The organism is Salimicrobium flavidum (assembly GCF_900156645.1).
GTDB lineage: Bacteria > Bacillota > Bacilli > Bacillales > Halobacillaceae > Salimicrobium > Salimicrobium flavidum.
Window position 1 is genome coordinate 13,226 of the sequence record NZ_FTOC01000010.1, and the last position, 26,248, is coordinate 39,473.

A 26,248-nucleotide genomic window follows, 5' to 3' on the forward strand; every position below is an offset into this window, starting at 1 on the left:
ATAGGATAGGAAGATTAATCGTAGATAACTGCTTTTCCTTGTTCCTGTAACTGTTTCATGGAAGTGAGCATATGGTTTATTTCTTCATCGGAGTGCCTTTCCCATGTCTTCAATTCAGCGACAATCTTCAAAGGTGATACTGATCGGTAAGAACGAGTCGGGTTGCCGGGGAATTTCTGATCGGTCAGATTCGGATCATTTTCAAAATCACCGACGGGTTCTACAATATAAATTCTTTCTTCTGATCGGGAAGCTGCTAATTCGGCACCCCATTTGGCAGCGTTCAGGGTTGCAGTGAAATAAATATAGTTGGATTTTTTGTCCTGGTAATTGGATGACTGCTTAGGTTCCAACAGTTCATTGATTTTCAGTTCCGCTTTGGTTCCATGGAAAAAAGGGCCTTTATCTAAGACATGTTCATTGTTACTCATGCTCATACACCTCATAGATATTCAAATTTATATGCTTCGACACAACTTACTGTTTATATACCCGGAGGGGGCGGGTTATAAGCTGTTCCCGAAAACTTTCAAGTGTATAATGAATCAGTAACTGTACGTGAATTTTAACGAAAGGGAAGCCGCGAGACTAAGAGGAAGACGACGGTTTCATGTATACTAGAGTGACAAATGATTTCTGCCGGGGAGAGCTAGTCGAATCGGCGTAAAAAATCGGAGGAATTACGATGCTCAATCGGATCGCCAAAATAATAGTTCTGCTCCTCGTCTTGCTCGGGAGTGCTTTCATAGTCCTTAGCTTCTGGGATAAGGAAGCGAGTGATCAACAAGCAGACGAACAGTCGAAGCAACCGACCGAGGAAGAAACGGGAGAGGAGCCCGGTCCCACTTTAGAAACTGTATTCGATTCGGCTGGAGGGGGAAAACTCCCCGATAGCCCGGTCGTCGTCGGTAAGACGAGTAACGAAGAGGTGACAGCGGCATGGGGAGAGCCGGAGGATACTGTGGACGAGGGTACGGGGCGTTCTCTGACCTATCCGTCCCGGGATGTTGTTATCGGTATTGCGGCCGACATAGTGACCGATATACGCTCGTCCCAGGAGAACATTACATCGTTCCATAGGGAGGATGTAACATCCTTCCAGGATCCCGGAGAAGTGGAGCAGCGACAGGAAGAGAACGGGACGAAAACAGTGTTCACTTATACCCTGGCTGACGAATATGTGCTGACGTGGGTGTTTCCGGGGTCTCCCGACGATGCGGGGAACCCGGCAGCGGAGTACGTGTTATTATCGAAGAAAACGAGTAGCGAACAGAATGCTGAACGTATCGTCAACGAAATGAGCCTCGATGAAAAAATCGGGCAAATGATCTTCGGCGGAGTCAGTGGAACACAAATGAACCCCGAAACGAGGAGTGCTATCGAAGAGTACCACGTGGGCGGCCTCATTATGTTCGGGAACAATGTTGTAAGTGCTGAGCAGACCGTCTCCTTTTTGAACGAGATGAAAGCGGCTAATGAAGGGAACCCTTCTCCTTTACTACTCGGTGTCGATGAAGAAGGAGGCACTGTGACGCGCATGCCTCCCGAGGCGAACAGTCTGCCGACGAGCCGTTCGATCGGAAACCTGAACGACCCGGAGGTCGCTTTTACGGCGGGAACGATTCTCGGGGAACAGGTGCAGGAGCTCGGATTCAATCTGGACTTTGCTCCTGTACTTGATGTGAACAGCAATCCGAATAATCCGGTCATCGGCGACCGTTCCTTCGGTTCCAACACGGAAGTTGTCACCAATCTGGGCATACAGACGATGAAAGGGATTCAAGAGGAAGGGATCATTTCCGTTATCAAACATTTTCCCGGACACGGGGACACCGGTGTGGATTCCCACCTGAACCTTCCGCAAGTCGATAAAAGCTACGAGGAGTTGAGAGAGCTTGAGCTCGTACCTTTCAAGCAGGCTATTGAGGAGGGAGCAGATGTCACCATGATCGCTCACATCCTCCTTCCGCAAATCGATCAAAATTATCCGGCCTCCATGTCGGAAGAAGTGATCACGGGGATTTTGCGGGAAGACTACGATTTCGACGGGGTGGTCATCACCGATGACTTGACGATGGGTGCGATTACGAATCAATACAGCATAGCTGATGCAGCTGTACAGTCCGTCAAAGCGGGTGGCGATTTATTACTCGTTGCCCATGACCCGAATCTGGTCGCTGTAGTGTTTGATGAATTGAAAGCGGCTGTTGAGAACGGAGAGATCAGTGAAGACAGTATTGACGAAAGTGTCGAACGGATCACGGAATTGAAGGAAAAATACCAGGTGTCGGATGAACCGACCGAAGCTCCGGATTTTCAACCGATCAATGAGAAGGTGGAAGCCATTTTGGAGAAAGTGTCCTGATGGCTCCTTAGAAAACACTCCGCATCCTTCTGATGTATAATGGAAGCATCATTACGAACGAAGGAACACTCACGATAACCAAGGGGGAGATGGAATTGCGTAAAATCATCTTATCAACGGAAAGCGGCGCCGACTTACCTTCAGATTTGGCGGAGAAACACAAGATCCAGGTAGTTCCGATGCACATCATTATGGGCGGAGAGGATTATGAGGACGGATCTTTGCCGGTCGAAGATATTTATGATTATTATGAGCGGACAAAGAACATCCCATCGACTACCGCGACGAATGTCCATGAGTACCAGGAGTTCTTTGCGAAGATACAAGGGAAGTTCCCGGATTGTTCGATTGTACACGTAGGCTACACATCAAAAGCATCATCCTCGTTTCAGAATGCCGTCATCGCCGCGGATGAGTTTGAAGACATTCATCTTATCGATGCCCTGAACGTTACGGGCGGCTTGGCTGCGATCGTACTGCATGCAGCGGACTTACTGGAAAAACAGCCGGATATTGAACCGGACAAATTGGTCGAAAACATAGAGATAAGCGTCCCTAAAGCGAGACTCGCTTTCATACCGGGAAGCCTCGAGTTTCTGAAAGCGGGGGGACGGGTGAGTAACATGGGTTCCCTGATCGGTACGCTGTTGAAGATAAAGCCGCGCATCGATTTAAAGAACGGCAAGCTCATGTCCACGAAGAAATACCGTGGGAAGATGAGCGGGGCCAGTGAGAAACTTTTTCGCGATTACTTGAGTGAATTTGATATAGACCGAGAACAACTGTATTTCATCTACTCTCTCGGGCTCGACGAAAAAATCAAACAGCGTATGGAGGAGGTTGCCGGAGAAAACGGCTTCCAACATATAAGATGGGTCCAGGCGGGTGGTATGATTTCGACACACTCCGGCCCCGGAGGTTTCGGTGTTGCCGGGTTAGAGAGAGGTGTCCGCCCTGCATCGGAAAACAGCTCAGAGTGATGGTACAGGGAAGCCGACATAGGTATAAGTGTGACGGAAGTGAGCCGAGGGAAGAAGGCCCGGAGCATAGCGGAAGAAGAAGGGGTCGCATGGGACCCGGAGAAAGGCAAGGAATTGTTGCTCGTTCATTTTGAGACTTATCTGTTTGAGGCTGAAGAAGCCTCCATTGATGATTATGCTTCTTCTATTATGGAAGTGAACCCTGAGAAAGCTGGGAGATCGCCAGGTTACGAACTCTCCGAAAGCAAAGAAGTATTAAGCAAGGGGGAGACCGGGAAGCATCAGGTGATTTATGAGATAGATGAAAGTGCAGAAGAGGTGAATGGGCTGATTGATACGGCTGTGAACGGCGAACTTTGGTTCAATTTGCAGTGATGATTATGATGAAAAACCACGCTATTCCTGAAAAGGAACAGGCGTGGTTTTTTAGGTCGGTCCGAGGCATTTGAATTTGTAACATAAATTTAATTCGATTAGTCGGCAAATCCGCATGTAGTATGAGTAGTAACAGTGTTAAGTTTCTGTGAAAAGGGAAATTAAGTAAAGATAAGGTCGTTATTCTCCATTATAAGGATAGAGAGCCTCTCGATAATTATTCAACATAAGTGATAAGTTTATAGTAAGGTAAAGTAACCACCACGATTTTAAAGGGGAGCAAGATATGAAACTTCATGAATTAGGGCACATTCTGGACATAGAGATGGAAGCAGGCTCACTGATAAATACAGAGACATGGATCACGGGGATATCCTACCGTTCACAAGAGGTGAAGGAAGGATATCTATTTGTTGCGATTAAAGGTCATCAGAAAGATGGTCATCAATATATAACTCAAGCTATTGAAAACGGTGCATGCGCCGTTATAGGCGAAGAGGAAAACCTGGACATCCCTGTACCATATTTCTGCGTGGGTAACAGCAGAAGAGCATTGAGCTTAGTCAGCGATCATTACTATAACTTTCCTACACACGATAAAATAATCATCGGTGTGACAGGTACAAACGGGAAGACGACCACAAGCTCTCTCCTAAGAAATATTTTGGAAGAGAACGGTTTCTCCTGTGCCCTTTTCGGAAGCACGAAGAATATCATCAATGGAGTAAGTTATACTACGGTGAATACAACTCCCACCTTACTGGAGATAAACAGGCTTTTGGCCGGTAGTGAAGATGAAGTACTAATTATTGAAGTTTCCTCCCACGCTTTAACACAGCATAGGGTGGATGGTATTTTGTTCGATTACGCCCTGTTCACGAATCTTTCCCATGATCATCTGGACTATCATGGTTCCATGGAGAACTACTTCAGCGCTAAGAAGAAATTGTTCAGTATGTTGAAAAAGAACGGGAAAGCCATTGTCAACACGGATGATTATTGGGGAGAGATCTTGGCGGATGAACTTTCGGCCCAAGGCATTCCTGCAATCACCGTTGGGGAGAATAAGCAAAGTGATGTAAAATTGGAACGCTATACATTCGAGCCAAGGAAGTTACTTCTGAAAGATAGGGAGGAAATCATTCCGGTCAAACCTTTTATTTATGGGTATCACAATATGTACAACATCGCTATGGCTTATGGAACCGCACGACAAATCGGAGTGGATATGGAAGCCACCATCCGATCGATTGAACAGTTCAAAGGTGTGGAAGGTAGGTTCACAGTCATTTTCACGCATCGAGGGAGTAAGGTTGCTATCGATTATGCCCATACTCCTGATGCCCTTTTCCACTGTTTGAACACTGTCAGAGAGCAGTGTGATGGGAAACTTATTCATCTGTTCGGTTTCAGAGGAGATAGAGATTCAACGAAAAGAGAGGAAATGATTTCGATTTCTTCAGAACTGAGTGATCAATACATTCTTACATTCGATGACCTTAATTCTGTGTCTTCTGAAGTGATGAAGAACACTCTCGTCGAAATTCAGGAAAAGTACGGGTACCACAACGGAAGAGTGATCATGGATCGTACAAAGGCTATCGAGGACGCTGTCGCCTCAGCCCGGGAAAAAGATTGGATTGTTATTACGGGCAAGGGCCTGGAGAAGTATCAGCAGAAGTATCAGCATCCCGTTCAGAATGATGAAGAAGCCGTTTTATTTTTGGGTTCAGAGTAACATCAGAAGTATCCTTATGGAGCACCAGGTATGTTTGAATGTAGTGGATAGAGGAAATAGTCTCCCATGACGGTTGAAAGAATATACGTTCAGTTCACAATAAAGGAGACTTTCGTTATGAAACGATTTCTTAAACATTATATAAACGGAGAATGGGTGAAATCCACCGGTTCTGAAACGACAGAAGTCATCAACCCTGCCAACGAAGAGGTCATCGGGGAAATAAGTCTTGGTACGAAAGAGGACCTGGATAAAGCTGTCCAGGCGGCTCGTGAAGCGTTCCCTCATTTCTCGGAAACGTCCAAGGAAGACAGGATCAAGATGCTCGAAGATATAGCGGAAGAATATGAAAACAGGAAAGAGGAGATCATCGATACGATTACTGATGAACTGGGATCCCCTCTGGAAGTTTCAGAGAAAGTCCACTTCATGATGGGATATAATCATTTCGCCCAGGCGGCTGAATCGTTGAAGGATTTCCATTTCATCGAAGAACATGAAGGCCACACGAGAATGAAAGAGACGAGTGGTGTAAGTGGACTGATCACTCCGTGGAACTTTCCGACGAATCAGACGTCCACGAAGATTGCCAGCGCCTTTGCCGCGGGTAGCCCGGTTATTTTGAAACCGGCTGAACAGACCCCTTTCGCAGCATTCCTTCTTACTGAAATCTTCGATAAGGTAGGAGTGCCAAAAGGAGCGTTCAACCTGGTGAACGGTAGTGGGGAAGTGATCGGAGATGGTATCAGTTCCCACGAAGACATCGATTTCGTATCGTTCACCGGCTCCGGAGCGACCGGTGAAAAAATCATGAAGAATGCGGCGGAAAATATTACGAATATAGCGCTGGAACTGGGAGGTAAATCTCCACTCATCGTTCTGGATGATGCGGATGTGAAAGAGGCAGCACGTGCAGCGTTGAAGCATATCACCAATAACACCGGGCAAGTTTGTTCTGCGGCTACGCGAACGCTCATCCCTTCTTCGATGAAAGAAGAGTTCGAACAGGCGGTGAAAGAAGTATTGCCTGAATTCAAAGTGGGCGATCCACGTGAGGGCAACCATATGGGTCCGCTTGTTTCCAAAAAGCAATGGGACACCGTCCAGTCCTACATTGAAAAAGGAACAGAAGAAGGAGCCACGATGCTTGTAGGAGGAACCGGGAAGCCGGAAGGCCTTGAACTCGGTTATTATGCGAAACCCACAATGTTCACTGATGTGACGAATGATATGGTGATCGCCAGCGAAGAGATCTTCGGTCCGGTCATGTGTGTACTCACTTATGATTCTCTCGATGATGCTATCTCTATAGCTAACGATACGGATTACGGACTAGCCGGATATGTGTATGGAAACGATGAAGAGAAGTTGAGAAAAGCGGCTTCAGGTGTCCGTGCAGGCCGAGTGAAAGTGAATGACACGCAAGCTGATTTCGCCGCGCCATTCGGCGGCTATAAAAAGTCAGGAATAGGCAGAGAATGGGGCGATCATGGTATAGAAGAATACCTGGAAGTCAAAACGGTTCTCGGTTATCCCCGTAAATAACAGTAAAACACACGCTTCTTCCTTTTGAAGAGGCGTGTGTTTTTTGTGTGTTGATTTAAACGAATTATTTCCGGGGAAATATTCACGACCGCACGGGGGTGATGATCTCCCATTTTCCGTTTTCGGCCACCTGCTCGAGTCGCGGCTCCGGCTGCACAGCTACCGGGTTACCGACTGATTCGAGAACATCGAGATCGGAGTAGCTATCTCCATATGCATAGCTGTTCTTCCAGTCGATGTCTGTAAGAATCAAGTTTTTTTTGACTAGTTCCATTTTCCGTTTTCCGTTTACATGGTGGACGTGCGCTTTTGAATCGATATAATTTTCCGAATAAGGAACCTCTGTCCCGAGTACCAGGTCGAAAGGAAGGTCGTGGGTGACCGTTTCGAGCATCGGTTGGAAGGCTCCAGAGACGAGCACGGTGTAATCTCCCCTTGCTTTATGCCACTCGAGTCGGTGCAGGATCTCCGGGTTCAGTCTTTTCTTCATCTGATTCGCAAGCTGGGCGAAGAATTTTTCGACATCTTCACGGGAAGAGTTCGTGAAAGCGGAGATGTAGCTCTGCATCGAACCTTCCCTCATTTTCTCTTCCGGATAAAGCTTCAGCTTGTAAGCGACGTACATCGGCAAGATTTTTCTCATGAACGTGCTGTATTTCTTATGGTGCATCGGGTGTGTTTTCAGATGATTCATCATTAATGGGAACGTTTCTTCCGGAAATAAGGTACGGTCAAAATCAAAAATGGCTACTCTCATAAGGGTCTCCTTTTCGTGTATGATGTTGGTAACAAGTATAGAAGAAAGACAGACGGAAAATCAATGAAAGGGGAAGTGTCATGAGCAATAAAGAATTTATGGAAGTCACGAAAATCGAAGAAATCGGAGAAGGGATGAGAGTGTGCCTGGACTTTGTAGACATACTCACACCTTCTGAAGGTGTTTATGTAGGGAATACAGGCCATGGATACATTAAAGTACTGGCAGAGAATCGTGAGTCAGAAGGGTATCCCGCGCGTCCTTTCCGAATTAACGCCGGTTCTTTCCATCAGTATATTTATCAGAATGAAAAGACGAAATATCTTCATGAATGGAAGGCCGGCGATGAAGTGATCGTCACGGATGAAGATGAGGAAAGGGTGATTCCGCTCGGGCGTGTGAAATTGGAGAAACGTCCGTTCATAAGAGTGGAATGTATGCGTGAGGGAAAAAAGATTTCTGCGACGTTGCAGAGGTCTACGAGTGTCTTTGTCGTGGAGGATCAGGAAGGGGAAATCCCTATCCTGGACGTGGAAGAAGGACAGAAGATTCTTGTACACACTGACGAGCCGGGCCGCCACCTGGGAGAAAAAATCGATGAAGTCATTTTCGAGAGCTAGAAAATATGAAATTTCACGTTTTCCTAAGAATTAGCTGAGGAATATGAGGGATAGAAGCATTTTGATGAGGAGGTTTATATATGGCTATAGAGATCAGTAAAGATGCAGCCAAACAGAAGCATAATCATAAAAATGTGGAAGTGCTGGATGTCCGTATGAAGGAAGAGGTAGAAGAAGGGATGATCTCGGGGGCTATCCATATTCCTCTTGATGAACTCGGAAACAGAATAAATGAATTGAACGGAAACAAAGAATATATCACAGTTTGCGCTTCGGGAAGAAGAAGTGCCCAGGCTGCAGACACTCTTACGGAAAACGGGGTGCAAGCCCAGTCTCTTGAGGGCGGAATGCTCGGATGGGACGGAAGTGTAACGAAATAAATGAATGTCAACATGGACAGAGCCCCAGGAGGTCCTGGGGTTCTTATTTTCGTAGATGCTTTCCCCTTTATGAAAATAAATCAATAATTATACGATTTTTCCTTAATATGTTTAATCGCTCATTTGTAAGGGGATGGTACTGTCGTTCGACTAATTATAAGACTCTGTTGAGGTTCCGTAGTTACTGATTATAGATCTTGAGGAGAGAAACAGCGGCTGCTCCGAAGGGAAAAGCGACAGCGGAAAGCATCGCTTTTAATGTTGCAAAATCAATAATGGGCTTTGACAGAGCCGATTTATAAAAATAATTTTAAAACAGGAGGATTCCTATGGGAAAGAAAAGTCTGATTGATTACAAAATTTTCATACCCGCATTATTAGTAGTTATCGCAATCAGTATTCCATTTGCCATGTACGAAACAGAATCCTTGGAATTACTGAATTCTATATTTAGTTCCATTGTAAACTCTTTTACATGGGGATATCTGTGGTATGGCATTATATTGGTAGTAGCAGGACTCTATTTGTCCTTTTCGAAATATGGGAAAGTTGTACTAGGTGATCCGAAAGAAAAACCACGGTTTTCCTTGTTCGAATATTCCTCGATTCTTATCGCGATGGGGTTAGGTTCCACCATCATGCGTACCAGCATGCTTCAGTGGACCTCGGTAGCCAACGATCCCCCGGCCGGAGTAGAACCAGGTTCTCCGGAATCCATTTTGTGGGGCAATGCGTACAGTATGTTTCTCTGGGGCTTTCAGGTATTTGCGATTTTCGTGCTGATTGCTCCGGCTATGGGGTATATTCTGCACGTACGGAAACGTCCGCTCATGCGTATCTCGGAGGCATGCCGCTCGCTGTTTGGAGATAAATTCACAGATGGTCTTGGCGGAAAGTTTCTCGATGTTCTGTTTCTGGTAAGTATTCTTTCGGGAGCGGCAGTAACGCTGGGCCTCGGAGCGCCGATCGTTACCCAGAACCTCGCTTTTCTGATGGACACGGAAGTTACGTTCACATTAACGATCATTGTTACTGTCGTCTGGGTCACTCTCTTCTCCGCCAGTGCTTATGCCGGAATTGAAAAAGGAATCAAAAGGCTTAGTACATGGAATATGTACATTGCCGGTTTTTTTGCGGTGTTCATTTTGCTTGCAGGTCCGGGAGTATTCATTCTCAACTACTTTTCGGACAGTGTTTCCTTTTTACTTATGAATTACGTGAATATGTCTCTTAATACTGATTCAGTATACGATGGCGGCATGTCCCACGTGCAGAGTAATACAGTGTTCTGGTTCGCCTACAGTGCGACTTGGGCGATGCTTCACGGTGTGTTCGCGGCGAAAATTTCCCGTGGGCGTACGATTAAAGAGATGATTCTCACGTATTTCCTTGCGCCTACTCTCATTTCTTGGATAGCGACAGGGATCCTTGGTGGACTTGGTGTCTATCAATATCTGAATGGAAATATGGATATTCTGAACCTTGTTGAAAATGAAACGAGAATGGCAGCTATTCCTGAGATTCTTTCCACCCTTCCACTTGGATGGCTGGCAATCAGTATATTTATGGTCGTGGCGCTGATCTTCCTGACGACCACCCTGGATTCCACGACGTATACAGTCGCCGCCTATACAAGTACACGTGACATGAGTAAGTTTGAGCCTCCGAAAATATTGCGCATCATCATAGCTGCAATCATTACCGCTGTAGCTCTTGTACTCATGCGTATCGGAGGGCTTCCACCACTCGAAGTAGTATCTGGGCTGATGGGACTTCCTATCATTATTCTGCAGTTCATCCTCATCTGGGCTGCGATACGGATGATGAATGAAGATGAAGCCTGGAAGCATAATGTAAGAAAATAATTATCTGATCATGAGATGAACAATCAGCATAGTGGAGTAAAGGAATAGGAAAGCGGAGCCGGGAATATCGGTTCCGCTTTTTTGTGACATAAGTTAGTGCATTAATTTTGAAAATACTCCCAAACTTCATTACTATTGGTTTTAATGATTTGAATGGGAAGAAGGTGAAAAGGTATGGTTCAAAATTTTCACAGGCATTTATACATATTTTATTCCTTCGTCTTTCTTCTGAATGTCATTCATACATTTTGGAGCAACGAAGCACTTTATTCTTTCATCGGTGTGCTAGGGATGGTGATGATTGTTCTCTCGTTCCCGAGAGCCGGGCGGGTCTTTAAAGTTCTCGGCATCATTCTTCTGGCAGCGGGCGCTTTTTTCTTTTTCTCCGGTTCTATGACAGTGCTTGATATTCCGGATTTATTTGCTGGGAACATAGGGTTACTTCTTCTTTTATCGATGCTTCCCTGGATGAATAGCGCTGTGAAAGCCGGGCGCTATAATAAGCTCTTGAAAGATCTGCTCCAGGCCCGGGTTCATACGCTCGGTCAATTGTATGGAAGAAGCGAAGCGACGATGGTGTCGCTCGCCGCTTTTCTCAATTTGTCCTCTGCCACAATCTCTCAGGATCTGTTGAAGGAGCAGTTGAGTAAGGTCAACACCGGAGTGAGGAACAGCTTTGTTTCTATGGCGACGCTGCGAGGCTATTCTCTGGCTCTTTTGTGGAGTCCGCTTGAGATTCTTCTTGCGACCTCCATTTTCATCACCGGAGCCAACTATCTTGAGGTTCTGCCGTGGATGCTGCTTATAGCTCTATTCGGTTTTTTGATCGATACGTTCACGGGCCGCATGTTGTTCGGGAAGATAGAGCTTCCTGAGAAAAGAACGGTGAGCAGTACAGGGACTCAAGGGAAATTGAAGGGATTCATCCTGGCTCTCGTACTTTTCTTGAGTACGGTCGTTTTTCTTGCGAATGTCGTAAATTTCGAGTTTTTATTTTCAGTGACGATTGCCATCTTCCCTTTCGCTTTACTTTGGAGTCTGGTGCTGAAGCGGCAGAAAAGTTTCTGGAAGCTCGGCTTACCAACCTGGAAACATCACACGAATCATCTCGATAATTTCATCGTTTTACTATTAAGTTTGTCCGTCCTGACAGAAACACTCAATGCTTCTCCGTACCTGGAGTTGTTACAGGAGCCGATTATTGCATACAGTGATTCACCACTCGTCATTATGCTGCTCATCCAGTTCGGATTTCTCTTCATGACACTTGTAGGGGTTCACCCTTTGGCCACGATGGGAATCTTCGGCGGGGTGAGCGGGTTGCTTATGGAAGCTTTGCCTGCAGTGACGCTGGCGGTTCTGCTCTCCAGTACAGCGATAGCCACGGTCCCTTCCGCTCCTTATGGACTTATTGTAACGATCACTTCGGTCAATTTTCAGATGAACCCTTATAAGATCGTGTGGAAGAACCTCCCTTATACACTCCTTTGCGGAAGTATCGGGGTAGGCGTCTCTTTATTGACGATGCTTGTATATTCATAAGACTTTGTTTAAGTCTAAGAGGTATAATAGGAAAGCTGGTAAGAAGGGAAATCAAACGAATCGAAGAAAAGTGATCCGAGAAGCCTTCTGCCATGCTCGTATCCCGGGGGAAGCTGGAGATAAATATATATAAAATAAGGAATTATACAGCCATTAATTAAAAAAGATCTTTCAAAGGGTTGCCATCTGAAGAAATCGGTGATATAGTAGGTATTAACTTATTGTTGTTCGGAACGAAAGCAACGAGCATGAGTGTGAAAGCTTGTCGTCTTGAATGCACGTCGTGAGCAAGAATAGTAATACAATGGTGATCAAGAATCACCGCAGGAGGAAACAATATGTTACAAGGTAACGTGAAATGGTTCAACGCAGAAAAAGGTTATGGCTTCATCGAAGTAGAAGGTCAAGACGATGTATTCGTACACTTCTCTGCTATTCAAGACGAAGGCTTCAAAACACTTGAAGAAGGTCAAACAGTATCTTTCGAAATCGTCGAAGGTAACCGTGGACCACAAGCTGCTAACGTTCAAAAATAATTGTTCGTTGCTTTAGAAAAATCCCGTGTTCATTGCGAACACGGGATTTTTTGTATGAAGAGGAATTTCCGTTATTCCGATGCTCTGGTTTGCTGTTCAGCAGCCTATAAAATAAGCGGCCGCATCTAGTCTAGGAGAAAAGCCTCCTGAATCAGCTACGACCACTTATATTAGAACTTCTAAGCGGGATGGCTCCGCTTTTCTTGTGTTCTACGCGACTTTTTTACATTCTTCTGCGCATTTTCTGCATGCTTTGGCACATTGCTGGCAGTGGTCATGGTCATGTTTTTCACATTCCGCTGCGCAATCCTCACAGATTTTTGCACATACTGAAGCAAGTTCAGCTACATAAGGAGTACCTCTGGTGATTGCAGATTCCAGGTATCCACAAATATCTGCACATTCACGATCGGTACGGATGCAGCTAGCCATCATCTTCACGTCATCTTCTTTTAAACAAGCATCATAACAGTGGTTGCAGGCTTCCATACATTCATGCAAAGTGTTCAATAATTCTGTGTGTTGCTGGTGTGACATCATTAATCCCTCCAAAATTTGTATGTACTAACGATTATTCCACGCAATGAAGGTTTTAAACGTTTTCAAGCAGGTATATTGAAATAGAAGGAGGGGTTTGTTTATGTGCGGCAGGTTTACGTTAATCGCTGAGTTGGAAGATTTGAGAAGGGAATACGGGGTAGGGAAAGTGAGTCTTGACCACTGGACGAGCAGCTATAACATTGCCCCCTCACAGTATATTCCGGCAGTGATTTCAGGAGAGAAGGAAAGAAGAATGGGATATTTGAGATGGGGGTTAATTCCACCATGGGCGCAGGATGAGAAAATCGGATTCAAAATGATCAACGCAAGATCGGAAACGGTGGAGGAGAAAAAGAGTTTCAAAAAACCTTTCGAGCGACAACGGTGCATTATTCCCGCAGACAGCTTTTACGAATGGAAAAAGGACGAAGCGGGAGAGAAGCAGCCTTATCGTATTCAGCTTCAGGATTCTCCGTTGTTCGGTTTCGCAGGCTTATGGGAGAAGTGGGAGAATGAGAAGGGAGAACCCGTTTTCACCTGTACGATACTTACGACAGAAGCCAATGAAGAAATGAGTGAGATTCATCATCGCATGCCGGTGGTTTTGCGGCAGAAAGACTACGGAACCTGGCTGGACGGGGGAGATGGAGTCAAAGACTTACTTGCGCCACTTCCGGACGGGTCGCTGAAGATGTATCCGGTATCCAAGCGGGTGAACACGCCCCGCAATAATGACGTTGCGCTTCTTGAAGAAGCATGAGATTCGAAAAATCTTCTCATGTGTGTTATCTTGAATTAAAGATAAATGATCAAAGGTGGTTTTTACTATGGATGGAATCAAAGGAGTGCACCACGTCACTGCCATTACAAGCAGTGCTGAAAAGAACTATGAATTTTTTACGTATATTCTGGGGATGAGACTCGTCAAAAAGACGGTGAACCAGGATGATATCAAAACGTACCATTTGTTTTTCGCAGATGACGAAGGTAACCCGGGCACAGATATGACATTTTTCGATTTCCCTGGTATCCCCAAGGGTTCACACGGAACGAATGAAATATCGAAAACGTCTTTCCGCGTACCGAGTAATGAAGCGCTTGAATATTGGGTGAAGCGATTCGACCATTACGAAGTCAGCCATAAAGGCATCCAGGAAAAATTCGGGAAAAAAGTTCTTCCGTTCACTGATTTTGACGATCAGGCCTACGAGTTGGTTTCAGATGAGGGGATTGAAGGTGTGGCTGCAGGCGTGCCGTGGCAGCATGGCCCAGTGCCGAACGAGTACGGGATTACCGGACTTGGACCTTTACATGTGCGTGTGGATAATATCGAATATTTCAAAGAGATGATGGAGAAGGTGCTGGAGTTCAAAGAAATTCAGCAGGAAGGAGCTTTCCATCTGTTTGAAGTAGGAGAAGGTGGAAATGGAGCCCAGGTGATTGTCGAGTTCAACAACATTCTTCCTCCGGCGCGTCAAGGTTTCGGAACCGTTCACCATGCCGCATTCCGCGTGGAGGATAGAGAAGCGCTTGATCACTGGATCGACCGTATGCCGAAGTTCGGATTCAGGACTTCCGGCTACGTCAATCGATTCTATTTTGCATCCCTCTACGTGAACGTAGCGCCACAAATTTTATTTGAATTTGCGACAGACGGTCCCGGGTTCATGGACGATGAACCCTATGAAACCCTCGGAGAGAATTTGGCTCTTCCTCCTATGCTTGAACCTAAACGCAAGGAGATAGAGGAAATGGTAAGAGCTATCGACACAGTAAGAAGCGACAAAGATATCCGCAAAGAGTATTTCTAAGGGCGGTACTTTAAGAAAAATGCCGGAAGAATCTTGAACAACACTGAGAAATAGCATAAAGTAATAGCTAGTCATTATTTGAATGGAGATGTAAACGTATGACGAGCTATGTTGAAGAGAAATTGCAGAATTATAGAGAGAAACACAAGGACCGGGCGAGGTTATTGATCCACTGTCCGGACCAGCCTGGAATCATTTCCCGTGTATCGGATTTTCTGTTCGGGCATCACGCGAATATCGTCGCTTCCCATCAGTATTCGACCGATCCCGAGGGCGGCGAATTCTTTATCCGTCTTGAATTCGACTGTCCGAATCTTGAGGAGAAGTTCCCGCAGATTGAAGTCGATTTCCAGCCGATTGCCGCTGAATTCAGCATGGACTGGAAAATGACGGCTGTACGTGATCTGAAAAATGTTGCGGTATTTGTGTCGAAGCAGCCGCACTGCCTATTGGAACTGTTATGGGAATGGCAGAGCGGGGATTTGATGGCCAATCTCGCTGTCGTTATCAGTAACCACGAAGACACACGAGAAATGGTGGAGTCCCTAGGTATCCCTTTCTACCACGTACCGTCGAACAAAGAATTGCGCCAGGAAGCGGAAACGAGGCATAAGGAACTGCTGGATGAGTATAATGTCGATCTCATTGTACTGGCACGATATATGCAGATTCTGACACCTGAATTTGTGGAACCCTACCGGAACAAGATCATCAACATCCATCACTCTTTCCTTCCGGCTTTTGTCGGGGCTCGCCCTTATGAAAGAGCCTACGAGCGGGGAGTGAAGATGATCGGTGCTACCTCCCACTACGTGACGAATGATCTGGATGAAGGCCCGATCATCGAACAGGATATCGGCCGGGTGGACCACCGGGATCACGTGGAGGAAATGAAGAAAATCGGACAGACTATCGAAAGAAGCGTACTTGCCCGTGCTGTGAAGTGGCATTTGGCGGATCGTATTCTTGTGCATCAAAACAAAACGATCGTTTTTTCTTGATGTAAGTCTCTGTTAAAGTCTGGTCTTGATTTCAGAACGAAGGGGGAAGACGCCATGCCCGTGGCAAGCTTCCACCCGTAGGGATGAAAATCAACAAGGTACCTCGACAGAGCTGATATGAAAATCACCTCGCACATCCATCCGGACATGCGAGGTGATTTTTCACTTATACAGATCCGGGCGTCGGTCCTGAAAAATAGGGATCTGTTGACGGATTTCTTCCACGTTGGAGGTGTCGATTTCTCCGTAGACGATTTCTTCCTGATCGCTGCCTTCGGCTAAAACATTCCCCCAGGGCCCATAAACGATGGAATGCCCACCGAATTCATTGTTCGGGTCTGCCCCCACGCGGTTACACGCGACGACGTAGCACTGGTTCTCGATAGCCCGGGCTTTCAGGAGCGTTTTCCAGTGATCCACACGTGGTGCCGGCCATTCCGCAACGACGTACAACACGGTGGTATCTCCGAGCATCTGTGTGCGTACCCATTCCGGGAAACGGATGTCGTAACAGATGAGCCCGGCACTTTTTTCCCCGGCTAACTCGAATTTTCCATCCTTATCATCGTCGATAAGATATTTTTCTTCATTCATCAGTTTGAAAAGATGCGCTTTGCTGTACTCTTTAAGTAAAGCACCTTCGTTATTGAACACATACATCGTATTTCTCACACCTGCGGAGGATTTTTTGGCGATGGATCCCCCGATCAGATGAACATTGTACTCTGTAGCCAGCTCGCTTAAGAACTGCTTCGCTTTTTGCCCTTCTTCGTCGCCGATGTCTTCGAGACGGGACAAGTCATATCCGGTCGTCCATAGTTCCGGCAGAACGACGGTATCTATATTTTTATCGAGTTTCCGGAAAAACTCTTTCACTTTTTTCTCATTCGTCTCCGGCTCTCCGAAGGCGACATCGATTTGCATCAAAGCTAGTTTCAACGTCATCGCTCCTTTCCTTAATCTGGTTTCATTATCTATATCGTCTCACGCTTTGTCAATCTTCTGAAAATTATTTACAATTAGGAGAAGTTCACTAAAACAGGAGGAAAAGACTATGACTATATTTGAGCCGTCTGAAGCAATGGAAAGACTTCCGGAACAATTCTTCGCCAAGTTGACGAGACGGGTGACTCAGCTGAAGAAAGAGGGAAGAGACATCATCAACCTGGGGCAGGGGAACCCCGATCGCCCGACACCAGAAGCGATTGTACGTAAGCTTGAAAGAGCCGCGAGGAATCCTCTGAATCACGGATACATAAACTTCCGTGGATTGCCGGAATTCAAACAGGCGGCAGCGGATTATTACAGACGTGAGCATCAGGTGGAGCTTGACCCGGAAAAGGAAGTGGCGATTCTGTTCGGTGCGAAAGCCGGACTTGCCGAAGTGAGCCAATGTTTTCTGGATTACGGGGACAAGGTGCTACTTCCGGATCCCGGTTATCCGGATTATATGTCAGGAACCGCTCTCGTCGGTGCGGAGAACGTCTTCATGCCGCTTCGTGAAGAAAACGGGTTTCGCCCCGATTATTCGCAGCTGAATAAACAAGATCTGGAATCAGCGAAACTGATGTTTTTGAACTATCCCAACAATCCGACCGCCGGAGTAGCTACGCCCGAGTTTTTCGAAGAAACGGTAAAAGTCGCCGAAGAGTATGAAACCGGAGTGGTGCATGATTTCGCTTACGGGGCGATCGGATATGATGGTGAGAAACCCGTCAGTTTTCTTGAAACAGAAGGAGCGAAAGATGTAGGGGTGGAAATTTTCACATTGTCAAAAAGCTACAACATGGCCGGGTGGAGGATCGGATTCGCGGCTGGAAATGAAAAGGTGATCGAGCAGATCAACAAACTTCAGGATCACACGTATGTCAGTCTTTTCGGGGCTATCCAGGAAGCGGCGATCGAAGCGTTGTCCGGGGACCAGTCCGATGTGCGGGAGCTTGTTTCCATGTACGAGCGGCGTCGTAATGTCTTTATAGATACGCTCGAGGCCCACGGATTCCGCACGATCGTACCAAAGGGTACCTTCTTCTGTTGGATACCGGTACCGGAAGGGTATACATCGGAAGGGTTTTCCGAGTATGCGATCGAACATGCCGGAGTGGTCACGGCGCCCGGGAACGGGTTCGGCTCCGAAGGGGAAGGGTACGTCCGGGTCGGACTTCTTGCCGAGGAAGAGGTGCTCCGGGAAGCCGCTGAACGACTGGGGCGTCTGGAATACTAGATTTTTCCTGTTGCCTCCGGTTTGGCTGGACTTATGTCTTGTAGTATAGTTTAAGAAGAATAGTTTATTTTCGAAAAAGTTTGTCATTATAGAGAGGAGTAGCAACAGATGTCGCAGTCAGCTTTTATGCTCAACAATAAAATCTCTGATGTAATCAAAAATATAAACAGAGTCATGGTAGGAAAAGAAGAAGTGGCGATCTTAAGCCTGGTCTCTCTTCTTGCGAAAGGCCATGTCCTGTTGGAGGACGTGCCGGGTGTCGGGAAAACGATGCTCGTGCGTACGCTGGCAAAATCGTTGAACTGTGAATTCAAACGGATTCAGTTTACACCTGATCTCTTGCCCTCGGATGTGACAGGGGTTTCTATCTATAACCCGAAAACGACGGAATTCGAATTCCGTCCCGGACCGATTCTCGGGAATATTGTCCTTGCCGATGAAATCAACCGGACTTCCCCGAAAACACAGTCTTCGTTACTTGAAGGAATGGAAGAAGCCAGTATTACGGTGGACGGTCAAAGTGTCCCTTTGAAAAAACCGTTTTTCGTCATGGCCACTCAGAACCCGATTGAATATGAAGGGACGTATCCGCTTCCGGAAGCACAGTTGGACCGGTTTTTATTGAAGTTGAAAATGGGGTATCCTACGTATCAGGAAGAGATGGAAATGCTCGACCGTACCTCCGGGAAACACCCGATCGACACGATCGACTCTGTGATGACGCTTGAAGAGCTCGCGGCAGTCCAGGAAGAAGTCGGTGAAGTGTATGTGGACCGGACGATACAGCAATATATCGTGTCACTCACTTCCGCGACCCGGGAGCATGAAGATGTGTACCTGGGGGTGAGTCCGAGGGGGTCGATGGCCCTGATGAAAGCCGCTAAAGCCTATGCTTACGTATACGACCGTGATTATGTAGTTCCTGATGATGTTCAGTACGTAGCAGACTTTGTATTGGCTCACCGTCTCATTTTAACCTCGGAAGCGAATTTTGAAGGAGTAACCCCTGAAGATATCGTCCGGCAGCTGGTCGAGGCGACTAATGTCCCTGTGAAGAGGAATGTGAGTGAATGAAGCAGAAATTGTCACTTATAGGGAAATACTTCTTTCTGATTCTTCTGTTCGCTGTACTTTTTTCTTATGCGATGTTCCAGGGCGGATTTGTCAGCTGGTTTCTCTTCTACGCCTTTTTGCCGTTTCTCCTCTATATGATCATTCTTCTTCTCTATCCTTTATCCGACTGGAAGGTGACGAGAAAAGCTTCTTCAGGACTTGTCGAAGCCGGAGGGTCCTTATATATCGACATTTATGCTACGCGTACTATCCCTTTTCCGCTATATTTCATGACGGTGGAAGAATCGTTTCCCCTCACACTGCAAAGGGAGGACAGGGCGGATGATAAGTTCACCTCCTGGCAGGAGACTTCTGTGAAAAGAACGATGGCGCGAGTCGTTTTTCCCTGGTTCAATAAAAAATTCCATCTCCGCTATCGGCTGGATCATGTACCCCGGGGAGATCATCGGTTCGGTGCTATTCGCATCCGTACCGGCGATTTTTTCGGATTTATCCAAAAAGAGGTGGAAATCGATTCGAAGGGGCAGTTCATCGTCTATCCTTCAAAGCGTGACGTGAACTTCTCGCTTCGGTCCAAAACCTTCGAACAGGGAAATACTGCTTCAGCCAATTTCAGGGAAAGACAGTCGAACATGGTGGCAGGTCTTCGGGAGTACGCTCCGGGAGACCGCATGTCATGGGTGGACTGGAAAGCGACGGCGCGCACAAATAAGATGATGACGAAAGAATTTGAACAGGAGAAAAGTACAGATGCTTTCCTGATATTGAACGGGATCACTGCTGAAGGGAGCTCCGTGAAATTCGAAGGTGCCGTGGAATTCACCTATGCTCTCCTTCAGAAACTTTCGCTTCAGTCTCAGGAGCTCTCCTTTTTATCCCTTGGAAAAGAAAGAAGGTACTTCCCCTCCATTCATACAGAACGGCAAAGAGAAATCGCCCGCTATCATCTGGCGAAGGTTCAGCCGGATACGGAAAGTGAGTTTTCAAAAGAAATTGCGAAAGAGAACGCCCGTCTGCCGAAACAGGGAGTCCTTATGATCGTAAGCGCAGAATTCGATGTCCCGGTGAAAGAGAGCCTGTTGCGTCTGGCTCCACACAGCAGTCGCCTTCTGTTTTTCGTGGTGACCCCGGAGAAAGAATGGGACTTCGAAAAACAGAAATATGCGAAGGAATTGAAGGAGCACGGCGTATACGTACAGGCACTCACGGAGAAAGAATGGGCGAACGCAGAATTTGAGGTGAAAGCATGAAGGAAAAGCCTTCCTCCCTGTTGTTGTTATTTGTGTATGCAGGAAGTTTTCTGCTCCTCCTGGAATGGTTATGGCCTCTGGAGATTTTGACGAATACGGAGCGTAGCGGTGTTTTTTATTTATATGCCGCTTTCTGCTTCTTTTTGGCATTTATGCAGGTGTATTGGTATATATCGATTCCTTTGAAACTGCTGGGCCTATTATTTATTCTCGACGGGCTTTTTATAGGGGAACAGATTTTCAGTGAGTCCTGGTGGTTTGTGCTTTACGATCAGCTTTCCTTCAACATTGAAATGATCCGCACTCAGGAATGGTGGGAGCTGACCGCATTTTTCCGGAGCCTGTTGTTTCTCGTATTGTTGTGGCTGGTCAGCTATCTGCTGCATTTCTGGATAGTGATAGCGAAAAAAGCTCTTTTTTTCATCGTCCTCACGTTCGTATATATATCCGTGATAGATACGTTCACACCTTATGACGGAGAGGCATCCATTATAAGGACCTTCGTTATAGCCGCTGTCGTACTCGGACTCCTTCATCTAGAGAGGGAGTTCGGTGAGCAGGGAGAAGGAAAGGCAAGCAGGAAAAGAGCGGCCTGGTCTGTACTTCCGCTTATCGGAGTCATTCTCATAGCGGCGACAGGAGCTACCGTACTTCCGAAGTTCGCGCCTCAATGGCCGGATCCTGTCCCTTACCTGCAGAGCGCTACCGGGGGGATCGGACCGGGCGGCAGTGGGAATACGATACAGAAAGTCGGGTACGGAGAGAATGATTCCCGTCTGGGAGGTTCGTTCGTCCAGGACGATACTCTCGTGTTCCAGGCGATTGTCCGTGACCGGCAATACTGGAGGATCGAATCGAAAAACCAGTATACAGGTAAGGGGTGGGAAGACACTCTGGAACAGCCGGTGACCTCTACGGACCCTGCCGCTATCGATTATTCGACAGTCGAAGAGGGAGTGGAAACGGAGACTTTCCGAGGATTCCTGAACTTTACAGAAGAGGCTGATTTCCAAAAGCTTGTCTATCCGTATGGAACGACTTCCATCGGAAACCTGGATAGTGCTATAGACATAGCCCTCCACCCACAGACAGGGGAGATGGAGACGAGGGCTGACGGGGACTCCGTACAGCCGCAGCGTTATTCCCTGAACTATGATGCGCCTTCTTTTGAATTGAATACGCTCAGGGAAACGCCTGTCGGAGGAGACCCGGCCTCTATTCAGGAGAAATATCTTCAGCTTCCCTCCTCGGTGACGGATAGGACGAGGGAGCTTGCGGCGGATATCACGGCTGAACATGACGATCGCTATGATAAGGCGAAAGCGATCGAATCCTATTTCAGTGGAAGTGGCTTCCAATACTCGACGACGGATGTCGAAGTTCCGGAAGGGGATGAGGATTATGTCGATCAGTTCCTGTTCGAGACTCAAAAAGGATACTGTGACAACTTCTCGACTTCCATGATTGTGATGCTTCGTGCCGAAGAGATACCTGCCCGTTGGGTGAAGGGCTTCACCGGCGGTGAGATCAAAGATACGGATGCGGAGCTGTTCGACGAAACGATGAATTCTTATGATGTCACAAGTGCCAACGCTCACTCCTGGGTGGAAGTGCACTTCCCTGAGGTCGGCTGGGTGCCTTTCGAACCGACCCAGGGCTTCTCGAACAATGCTGATTTTTACACGGAACTCGATACGGACTCCTCGGACGACGGGGAGACGGAAGAAAGTCCTGAGGTGGAGACCCCGGATGAGCAGGAACAAGGGAATCCTCAGCAAATGGAAGACCAGGAAGAGGAAGCCGCTGCCGCAGGAACAGGGGACGGGGGTGACGCTGGCAGAATCATCGGGTGGTCCCTGCTAGGGCTTCTCCTTTTACTCGGTGTCGTCCTTTACGTCACGCGTCTGCGCTGGCTGGCCTGGTACTACAGAAAACGTTTCGAGAACAAAGGGGACGCCGCTTCCTTCCAGGCTTCTTATCATCATCTGCTTCGTGTACTGAATAAAAAAGTGCAGAAGCGGAGAGGAGACGAAACGCTGCGCGCTTATGCCAAGAACATCGACCAGCGTTTTGAGAGCAGAGACATGCAGCGCCTGACGAATCAGTATGAACGACTCGTGTACCGGAAAGAAGACCATCTACAGACCAAGGATGTTTCTGAATTATGGGAAAATTTAATTAAAAAAGCATTGTCTTGATTCTCATCAGTTCGATTGTTAGAATGGGTAGCAATCGAATAAGCCTTCATATATCCTCGGCAATAAGGGTCGGAAGTATCTAGCGGAGCACCGTAAACGCTCCGACTATGAAGGCGGGAATCGCGACGTCTGTCTTAATTTCCGCCTTCTCTGGTATATAAGAGAAGGCGGATTTTTTTGTACCCGGGAAATAAGCATAAGAAATAAGCTCTGTTAAAGCCGGTTGTTGATTTTAGGAACGAAGGGTGGAGACACCCGCGGCAAGCATCCATCTGAAGAGACGAATATCAACAACAAATGATCATAGAGCCAAGAAATAAAGAATAGAAAGTGGGAAACCGTATGGAAAAAGTAGAAGGAATGATTCTTGTTCTTGATTTCGGAAGTCAATACAACCAGCTGATCACGAGACGGATCAGGGAGTTCGGTGTGTATAGTGAACTACATTCCCACAAGATGACCGCTGAAGAAATAAAGGAATTGAACCCGAGCGGTATTGTACTCTCCGGAGGGCCGAATAGCGTGTATGGAGAGAATGGTTTCCGTATGGATACGGCTATTTTCGACCTTGATATCCCGGTCCTCGGGATTTGTTACGGTATGCAGCTGATGACCCATCATTTCGGTGGTCAGGTGGAACGTACGCAGCAGCGTGAATACGGGAAAGCGGATGTTTCTGTGAAGAATGATTCCCTCCTGTTTCAAAAGACTCCTGTCGAGCAGACGGTGTGGATGAGCCACAGCGATAAAGTGATCGAAGCACCATCCGGTTTCCAGGTGGATGCGGTGAGCCCTGCTTGCCCGGTGGCTGCAATCAGTGATCGAAACCGTAAACTCTACGGCGTTCAGTTCCATCCGGAAGTGCGCCATACCGAATACGGGAATGACTTACTCAGAAGCTTCGTGTTCGATGTATGCGAGGCGACAGCCGATTGGACGATGGAACATTTCATCGATCTTGAGGTGGAAAAGATACGTGCGGAAGTCGGAGAGCGTAATGTACTGTGCGGATTGAGCGGAGGCGTCGATTCCTCTGTCGTAGCCGCTTTGCTTCACCGCGCCATCGGAGATCAGCTGACGTGCATCTTTGTCGATCACGGCCTTCTGCGAAAAGACGAGGGCGACGACGTCATGCGTTTTCTCGGGGATGGATTCAACATGAACATTATCCGTGTAGATGCGAAGGACCGTTTCCTGACAAAGCTTTCAGGTGTTGACGACCCGGAACTGAAAAGGAAAATCATCGGTAATGAGTTCATCGAAGTGTTCGATGAAGAAGCATCGAAGCTTGAGAATGTCGACTATCTGGCGCAGGGAACGTTATATACGGATGTGATCGAAAGCGGGACGGAGACGGCTCAGACCATCAAGTCCCACCATAACGTCGGTGGCCTTCCGGAAGATATGGAACTGAAGCTGATCGAACCGCTCAACACACTGTTCAAAGATGAGGTCCGTGAACTGGGCACCGAACTCGGTGTACCGGAACATATCGTTTGGCGCCAGCCGTTCCCGGGACCCGGGTTGTCCATCCGGATCCTCGGGGCGCTTGACGAGGAGAAGCTCGAAATCGTCCGTGAATCTGATGCGATTCTTCGCGATGAAATCAAAGAAGCAGGGTTGGACCGGGATATTTGGCAATATTTCACCGTTCTTCCTAATATCAAATCCGTCGGTGTGATGGGGGATGAACGTACGTATGACCACACTATCGGCATCCGTGCCGTCACCTCTATCGATGGGATGACCTCGGATTGGGCACGGATTCCGTGGCATGTTCTCGAGAAGGTTTCGACAAGACTCGTCAATGAAGTGAGCCATATCAACCGGGTCGTATACGACATTACAAGCAAGCCGCCATCCACCATCGAGTGGGAATAAACGGATAATTTAATAATGAAATATAACGTATAATCTTGGGGATAAGGCCCATAAGTTTCTACCGGACGACCGTGAATTGTCCGACTACGTTCTGAAAACAGGGCATCTGCCTGTTTTCAGGGCTTATGTATGGAAACTCCCGGTTATACCGGGAGTTTTTTTTGATGGAAAGGGTTATCGACAACTACAGTAACAGTAAGAAAAGGGGAAAAATGATGAAGAAATACTTCCAGTTTGATAAATACAACACGAATTACCGCACAGAATTTCTAGCCGGGATGACCACTTTCCTGGCCATGGCGTATATCCTGTTCGTCAACCCTTCCACCCTCGCACTAGACGGGATCGAGCAGCTGCCTGAAGGGGTGACACGAATCGACAAAGGCGCTGTGTTCACAGCGACGGCGCTTTCTGCTGCAATCGGAACGTTGGTCATGGGTCTGTTGGCAAAATACCCGATTGCGCTCGCACCTGGGATGGGACTGAACGCCTTTTTCGCCTATACAGTCGTCCTTGGTTTTGGAATACCGTGGGAGACGGCGTTGGCCGGAGTACTCGCTTCCGGACTCATATTCATCGTACTTACCGTTACCGGTTTGCGCCAGACGATCATCAATGCGATTCCCGCAAATCTGAAGCTGGCGGTCGGAGCCGGAATCGGTCTGTACATTGCGTTCATCGGTTTTCAGAACGCCGGTATCGTTCAAAACAGTGATGCGACCCTGGTGCAGCTTGGAAGTATCATGGAACCGACGACGCTGCTGGCGATTTTCGGCATCCTTGTATCCGTCGTGTTTCTTTCACTCGGTTACCATGGCGGTATTTTCTACGGAATGATTTTGACCTCTGTCGTCGGTATGATCACCGGTCTGATCGCTGCTCCGACGGCCTTCGGGGATGTAGTAAGTCCGGCTCCGAGTCTTGCGCCTACGTTCGGGGAAGCCTTCCTACATCTCGATGACATCTTCACGATGCAGATGATCGGTGTGATTCTGACGTTCCTGTTCGTCGATTTCTTCGACACAGCCGGAACGTTGGTCGCTGTGGCTTCACAGGCTGGATTCATGAAGGATAATAAGTTGCCGCGTGCCGGAAGAGCTCTTTTCTCCGACTCTGCCGCAACTGTTGCAGGGGCAGTGATGGGAACAAGCACGACGACTTCCTATATCGAGTCGACAGCCGGTGTCGGGTCCGGGGGACGGACGGGTTTCACTTCCGTCGTTACGGCGCTGTTCTTTCTGCTCGCGCTGTTCTTTTCCCCATTACTCGGTATCATCACCGCTGAAGTGACGGCTCCCGCACTGATCATCGTCGGTGTACTGATGGCTTCATCACTGAAAGCTATCGAGTGGGATCAATTTGAGATCGCGGTCCCGGCGTTTCTCGTCATTATAGCGATGCCGCTTACATACAGTATCGCTACAGGGATAGCGATGGGTTTCATTTTCTACCCGATTACGATGCTCCTGAAAGGAAGGATCAAAGAAATTCACCCGATCATGTATGGGCTTTTCTCCATCTTCATCCTTTACTTCATCTTTTTGGCTTGATCCCTGATAGGCTGTA

Annotated in this window: 23 protein-coding genes and 2 riboswitches; of the genes, 19 read left to right on the top strand and 4 right to left on the bottom strand. The window is 47.3% G+C overall.

Annotation, left to right across the window (positions count from 1 at the left end):
- Positions 1-14: 14 nt before the first annotated feature.
- A complete protein-coding gene (gene arr, locus BW944_RS12355; RefSeq protein WP_076560161.1) occupies positions 15-431 on the bottom strand; it encodes an NAD(+)--rifampin ADP-ribosyltransferase in 417 nt (138 codons plus the stop codon).
- A 254-nt stretch (positions 432-685) separates the two neighbouring features.
- On the opposite strand from arr, the gene nagZ reads away from it, so the two are divergent.
- The 5 genes from nagZ (at position 686) to BW944_RS12380 (ending at position 7,003) form a co-directional block, all read left to right on the top strand.
- Positions 686-2,365, top strand: coding sequence for a beta-N-acetylhexosaminidase (gene nagZ / locus BW944_RS12360; protein WP_076560163.1), 1,680 nt, complete (start codon positions 686-688; stop codon positions 2,363-2,365).
- 95 nt (positions 2,366-2,460) lie between these two features.
- On the top strand, positions 2,461-3,345 hold the full coding sequence (locus tag BW944_RS12365; RefSeq protein WP_076560165.1) for a DegV family protein: 885 nt from the start codon (positions 2,461-2,463) through the stop codon (positions 3,343-3,345).
- A gap of 39 nt (positions 3,346-3,384) precedes the next feature.
- Positions 3,385-3,720, top strand: a complete 336-nt coding sequence (locus BW944_RS12370; RefSeq protein WP_143525715.1) for a hypothetical protein — start codon at positions 3,385-3,387, stop codon at positions 3,718-3,720.
- Between the two features lie 286 nt (positions 3,721-4,006).
- A complete protein-coding gene (locus BW944_RS12375; RefSeq protein ID WP_076560169.1) occupies positions 4,007-5,458 on the top strand; it encodes a UDP-N-acetylmuramoyl-L-alanyl-D-glutamate--2,6-diaminopimelate ligase in 1,452 nt (483 codons plus the stop codon).
- A gap of 117 nt (positions 5,459-5,575) precedes the next feature.
- Entirely contained in the window at positions 5,576-7,003 is a 1,428-nt protein-coding gene (locus BW944_RS12380) for an aldehyde dehydrogenase family protein (RefSeq protein ID WP_076560171.1), read from the top strand.
- Positions 7,004-7,085: 82 nt separating this feature from the next.
- Here the strand turns inward: BW944_RS12380 and BW944_RS12385 are convergent, their stop codons facing one another.
- A complete protein-coding gene (locus tag BW944_RS12385) occupies positions 7,086-7,760 on the bottom strand; it encodes an HAD family hydrolase (protein ID WP_076560173.1) in 675 nt (224 codons plus the stop codon).
- An 80-nt stretch (positions 7,761-7,840) separates the two neighbouring features.
- Between BW944_RS12385 and BW944_RS12390 the strand changes: the two genes are divergently transcribed.
- From BW944_RS12390 to BW944_RS12410, 5 genes are all read left to right on the top strand, one after another.
- Positions 7,841-8,380 (top strand): 3-dehydroquinate synthase II domain-containing protein, encoded by a 540-nt coding sequence (locus BW944_RS12390; RefSeq protein WP_076560174.1) that lies wholly within the window; start codon positions 7,841-7,843, stop codon positions 8,378-8,380.
- An 80-nt stretch (positions 8,381-8,460) separates the two neighbouring features.
- On the top strand, positions 8,461-8,760 hold the full coding sequence (locus tag BW944_RS12395; RefSeq protein WP_076560176.1) for a rhodanese-like domain-containing protein: 300 nt from the start codon (positions 8,461-8,463) through the stop codon (positions 8,758-8,760).
- 329 nt (positions 8,761-9,089) lie between these two features.
- Complete coding sequence (locus tag BW944_RS12400; RefSeq protein ID WP_076560178.1) at positions 9,090-10,625, top strand: BCCT family transporter; 1,536 nt, start codon at positions 9,090-9,092, stop codon at positions 10,623-10,625.
- A 174-nt stretch (positions 10,626-10,799) separates the two neighbouring features.
- On the top strand, positions 10,800-12,167 hold the full coding sequence (locus tag BW944_RS12405) for a hypothetical protein (RefSeq protein ID WP_076560180.1): 1,368 nt from the start codon (positions 10,800-10,802) through the stop codon (positions 12,165-12,167).
- Between the two features lie 338 nt (positions 12,168-12,505).
- A complete protein-coding gene (locus BW944_RS12410) occupies positions 12,506-12,703 on the top strand; it encodes a cold-shock protein (protein ID WP_008588184.1) in 198 nt (65 codons plus the stop codon).
- Between the two features lie 210 nt (positions 12,704-12,913).
- Here BW944_RS12410 and BW944_RS12415 read toward each other — a convergent pair whose 3' ends face one another.
- The gene (locus tag BW944_RS12415; RefSeq protein ID WP_076560182.1) at positions 12,914-13,240 is read right to left on the bottom strand and encodes a four-helix bundle copper-binding protein; all 327 of its coding nucleotides are present in this window, start codon (positions 13,238-13,240) and stop codon (positions 12,914-12,916) included.
- Positions 13,241-13,343: 103 nt separating this feature from the next.
- On the opposite strand from BW944_RS12415, the gene BW944_RS12420 reads away from it, so the two are divergent.
- From BW944_RS12420 to purU, 3 genes are all read left to right on the top strand, one after another.
- Positions 13,344-14,003: an SOS response-associated peptidase gene (locus BW944_RS12420; RefSeq protein WP_076560184.1), complete on the top strand. Its 660-nt coding sequence runs from the start codon at positions 13,344-13,346 to the stop codon at positions 14,001-14,003.
- 67 nt (positions 14,004-14,070) lie between these two features.
- Entirely contained in the window at positions 14,071-15,054 is a 984-nt protein-coding gene (locus BW944_RS12425; protein WP_076560186.1) for a ring-cleaving dioxygenase, read from the top strand.
- A gap of 98 nt (positions 15,055-15,152) precedes the next feature.
- The gene (purU, locus tag BW944_RS12430; protein ID WP_076560187.1) at positions 15,153-16,055 is read left to right on the top strand and encodes a formyltetrahydrofolate deformylase; all 903 of its coding nucleotides are present in this window, start codon (positions 15,153-15,155) and stop codon (positions 16,053-16,055) included.
- 162 nt (positions 16,056-16,217) lie between these two features.
- Here purU and BW944_RS12435 read toward each other — a convergent pair whose 3' ends face one another.
- Entirely contained in the window at positions 16,218-17,000 is a 783-nt protein-coding gene (locus BW944_RS12435) for a carbon-nitrogen family hydrolase (RefSeq protein ID WP_076560189.1), read from the bottom strand.
- Positions 17,001-17,109: 109 nt separating this feature from the next.
- Here BW944_RS12435 and BW944_RS12440 point away from each other — a divergent pair, with 109 nt between their 5' ends.
- The 6 genes from BW944_RS12440 to BW944_RS12465 all read left to right on the top strand — a co-directional run bounded on the left by BW944_RS12440 (position 17,110) and on the right by BW944_RS12465 (position 26,232).
- On the top strand, positions 17,110-18,279 hold the full coding sequence (locus BW944_RS12440; RefSeq protein ID WP_076560190.1) for a pyridoxal phosphate-dependent aminotransferase: 1,170 nt from the start codon (positions 17,110-17,112) through the stop codon (positions 18,277-18,279).
- A gap of 108 nt (positions 18,280-18,387) precedes the next feature.
- Entirely contained in the window at positions 18,388-19,353 is a 966-nt protein-coding gene (locus BW944_RS12445; RefSeq protein WP_076560192.1) for an AAA family ATPase, read from the top strand.
- Positions 19,350-20,603 (top strand): DUF58 domain-containing protein, encoded by a 1,254-nt coding sequence (locus tag BW944_RS12450; protein WP_076560194.1) that lies wholly within the window; start codon positions 19,350-19,352, stop codon positions 20,601-20,603. Before BW944_RS12445 ends, BW944_RS12450 begins: the two co-directional genes overlap by 4 nt.
- Positions 20,600-22,801 (top strand): transglutaminase TgpA family protein, encoded by a 2,202-nt coding sequence (locus BW944_RS12455; protein WP_076560196.1) that lies wholly within the window; start codon positions 20,600-20,602, stop codon positions 22,799-22,801. Before BW944_RS12450 ends, BW944_RS12455 begins: the two co-directional genes overlap by 4 nt.
- 26 nt (positions 22,802-22,827) lie before the next feature.
- Positions 22,828-22,929: riboswitch (purine riboswitch) on the top strand.
- A 214-nt stretch (positions 22,930-23,143) separates the two neighbouring features.
- Positions 23,144-24,682: a glutamine-hydrolyzing GMP synthase gene (gene guaA / locus BW944_RS12460; protein WP_076560198.1), complete on the top strand. Its 1,539-nt coding sequence runs from the start codon at positions 23,144-23,146 to the stop codon at positions 24,680-24,682.
- 5 nt (positions 24,683-24,687) lie between these two features.
- Positions 24,688-24,789, top strand: a riboswitch (purine riboswitch).
- Positions 24,790-24,897: 108 nt separating this feature from the next.
- On the top strand, positions 24,898-26,232 hold the full coding sequence (locus BW944_RS12465; protein ID WP_076560251.1) for an NCS2 family permease: 1,335 nt from the start codon (positions 24,898-24,900) through the stop codon (positions 26,230-26,232).
- Positions 26,233-26,248: the final 16 nt, after the last annotated feature.

Excerpts from the sequence above, each read along its gene's own strand:
- arr (WP_076560161.1), bottom strand. The coding sequence starts at position 431 with ATGAGTAACAATGAACATGTCTTAGATAAAGGCCCTTTTTTCCATGGA.
- nagZ (WP_076560163.1), top strand. The coding sequence starts at position 686 with ATGCTCAATCGGATCGCCAAAATAATAGTTCTGCTCCTCGTCTTGCTC.
- BW944_RS12375 (WP_076560169.1), top strand. The coding sequence starts at position 4,007 with ATGAAACTTCATGAATTAGGGCACATTCTGGACATAGAGATGGAAGCA.
- BW944_RS12380 (WP_076560171.1), top strand. The coding sequence starts at position 5,576 with ATGAAACGATTTCTTAAACATTATATAAACGGAGAATGGGTGAAATCC.
- BW944_RS12385 (WP_076560173.1), bottom strand. The coding sequence starts at position 7,760 with ATGAGAGTAGCCATTTTTGATTTTGACCGTACCTTATTTCCGGAAGAA.
- BW944_RS12390 (WP_076560174.1), top strand. The coding sequence starts at position 7,841 with ATGAGCAATAAAGAATTTATGGAAGTCACGAAAATCGAAGAAATCGGA.
- BW944_RS12395 (WP_076560176.1), top strand. The coding sequence starts at position 8,461 with ATGGCTATAGAGATCAGTAAAGATGCAGCCAAACAGAAGCATAATCAT.
- BW944_RS12400 (WP_076560178.1), top strand. The coding sequence starts at position 9,090 with ATGGGAAAGAAAAGTCTGATTGATTACAAAATTTTCATACCCGCATTA.
- BW944_RS12405 (WP_076560180.1), top strand. The coding sequence starts at position 10,800 with ATGGTTCAAAATTTTCACAGGCATTTATACATATTTTATTCCTTCGTC.
- BW944_RS12410 (WP_008588184.1), top strand. The coding sequence starts at position 12,506 with ATGTTACAAGGTAACGTGAAATGGTTCAACGCAGAAAAAGGTTATGGC.
- BW944_RS12415 (WP_076560182.1), bottom strand. The coding sequence starts at position 13,240 with ATGTCACACCAGCAACACACAGAATTATTGAACACTTTGCATGAATGT.
- BW944_RS12420 (WP_076560184.1), top strand. The coding sequence starts at position 13,344 with ATGTGCGGCAGGTTTACGTTAATCGCTGAGTTGGAAGATTTGAGAAGG.
- BW944_RS12425 (WP_076560186.1), top strand. The coding sequence starts at position 14,071 with ATGGATGGAATCAAAGGAGTGCACCACGTCACTGCCATTACAAGCAGT.
- purU (WP_076560187.1), top strand. The coding sequence starts at position 15,153 with ATGACGAGCTATGTTGAAGAGAAATTGCAGAATTATAGAGAGAAACAC.
- BW944_RS12435 (WP_076560189.1), bottom strand. The coding sequence starts at position 17,000 with ATGACGTTGAAACTAGCTTTGATGCAAATCGATGTCGCCTTCGGAGAG.
- BW944_RS12440 (WP_076560190.1), top strand. The coding sequence starts at position 17,110 with ATGACTATATTTGAGCCGTCTGAAGCAATGGAAAGACTTCCGGAACAA.
- BW944_RS12445 (WP_076560192.1), top strand. The coding sequence starts at position 18,388 with ATGTCGCAGTCAGCTTTTATGCTCAACAATAAAATCTCTGATGTAATC.
- BW944_RS12450 (WP_076560194.1), top strand. The coding sequence starts at position 19,350 with ATGAAGCAGAAATTGTCACTTATAGGGAAATACTTCTTTCTGATTCTT.
- BW944_RS12455 (WP_076560196.1), top strand. The coding sequence starts at position 20,600 with ATGAAGGAAAAGCCTTCCTCCCTGTTGTTGTTATTTGTGTATGCAGGA.
- guaA (WP_076560198.1), top strand. The coding sequence starts at position 23,144 with ATGGAAAAAGTAGAAGGAATGATTCTTGTTCTTGATTTCGGAAGTCAA.
- BW944_RS12465 (WP_076560251.1), top strand. The coding sequence starts at position 24,898 with ATGAAGAAATACTTCCAGTTTGATAAATACAACACGAATTACCGCACA.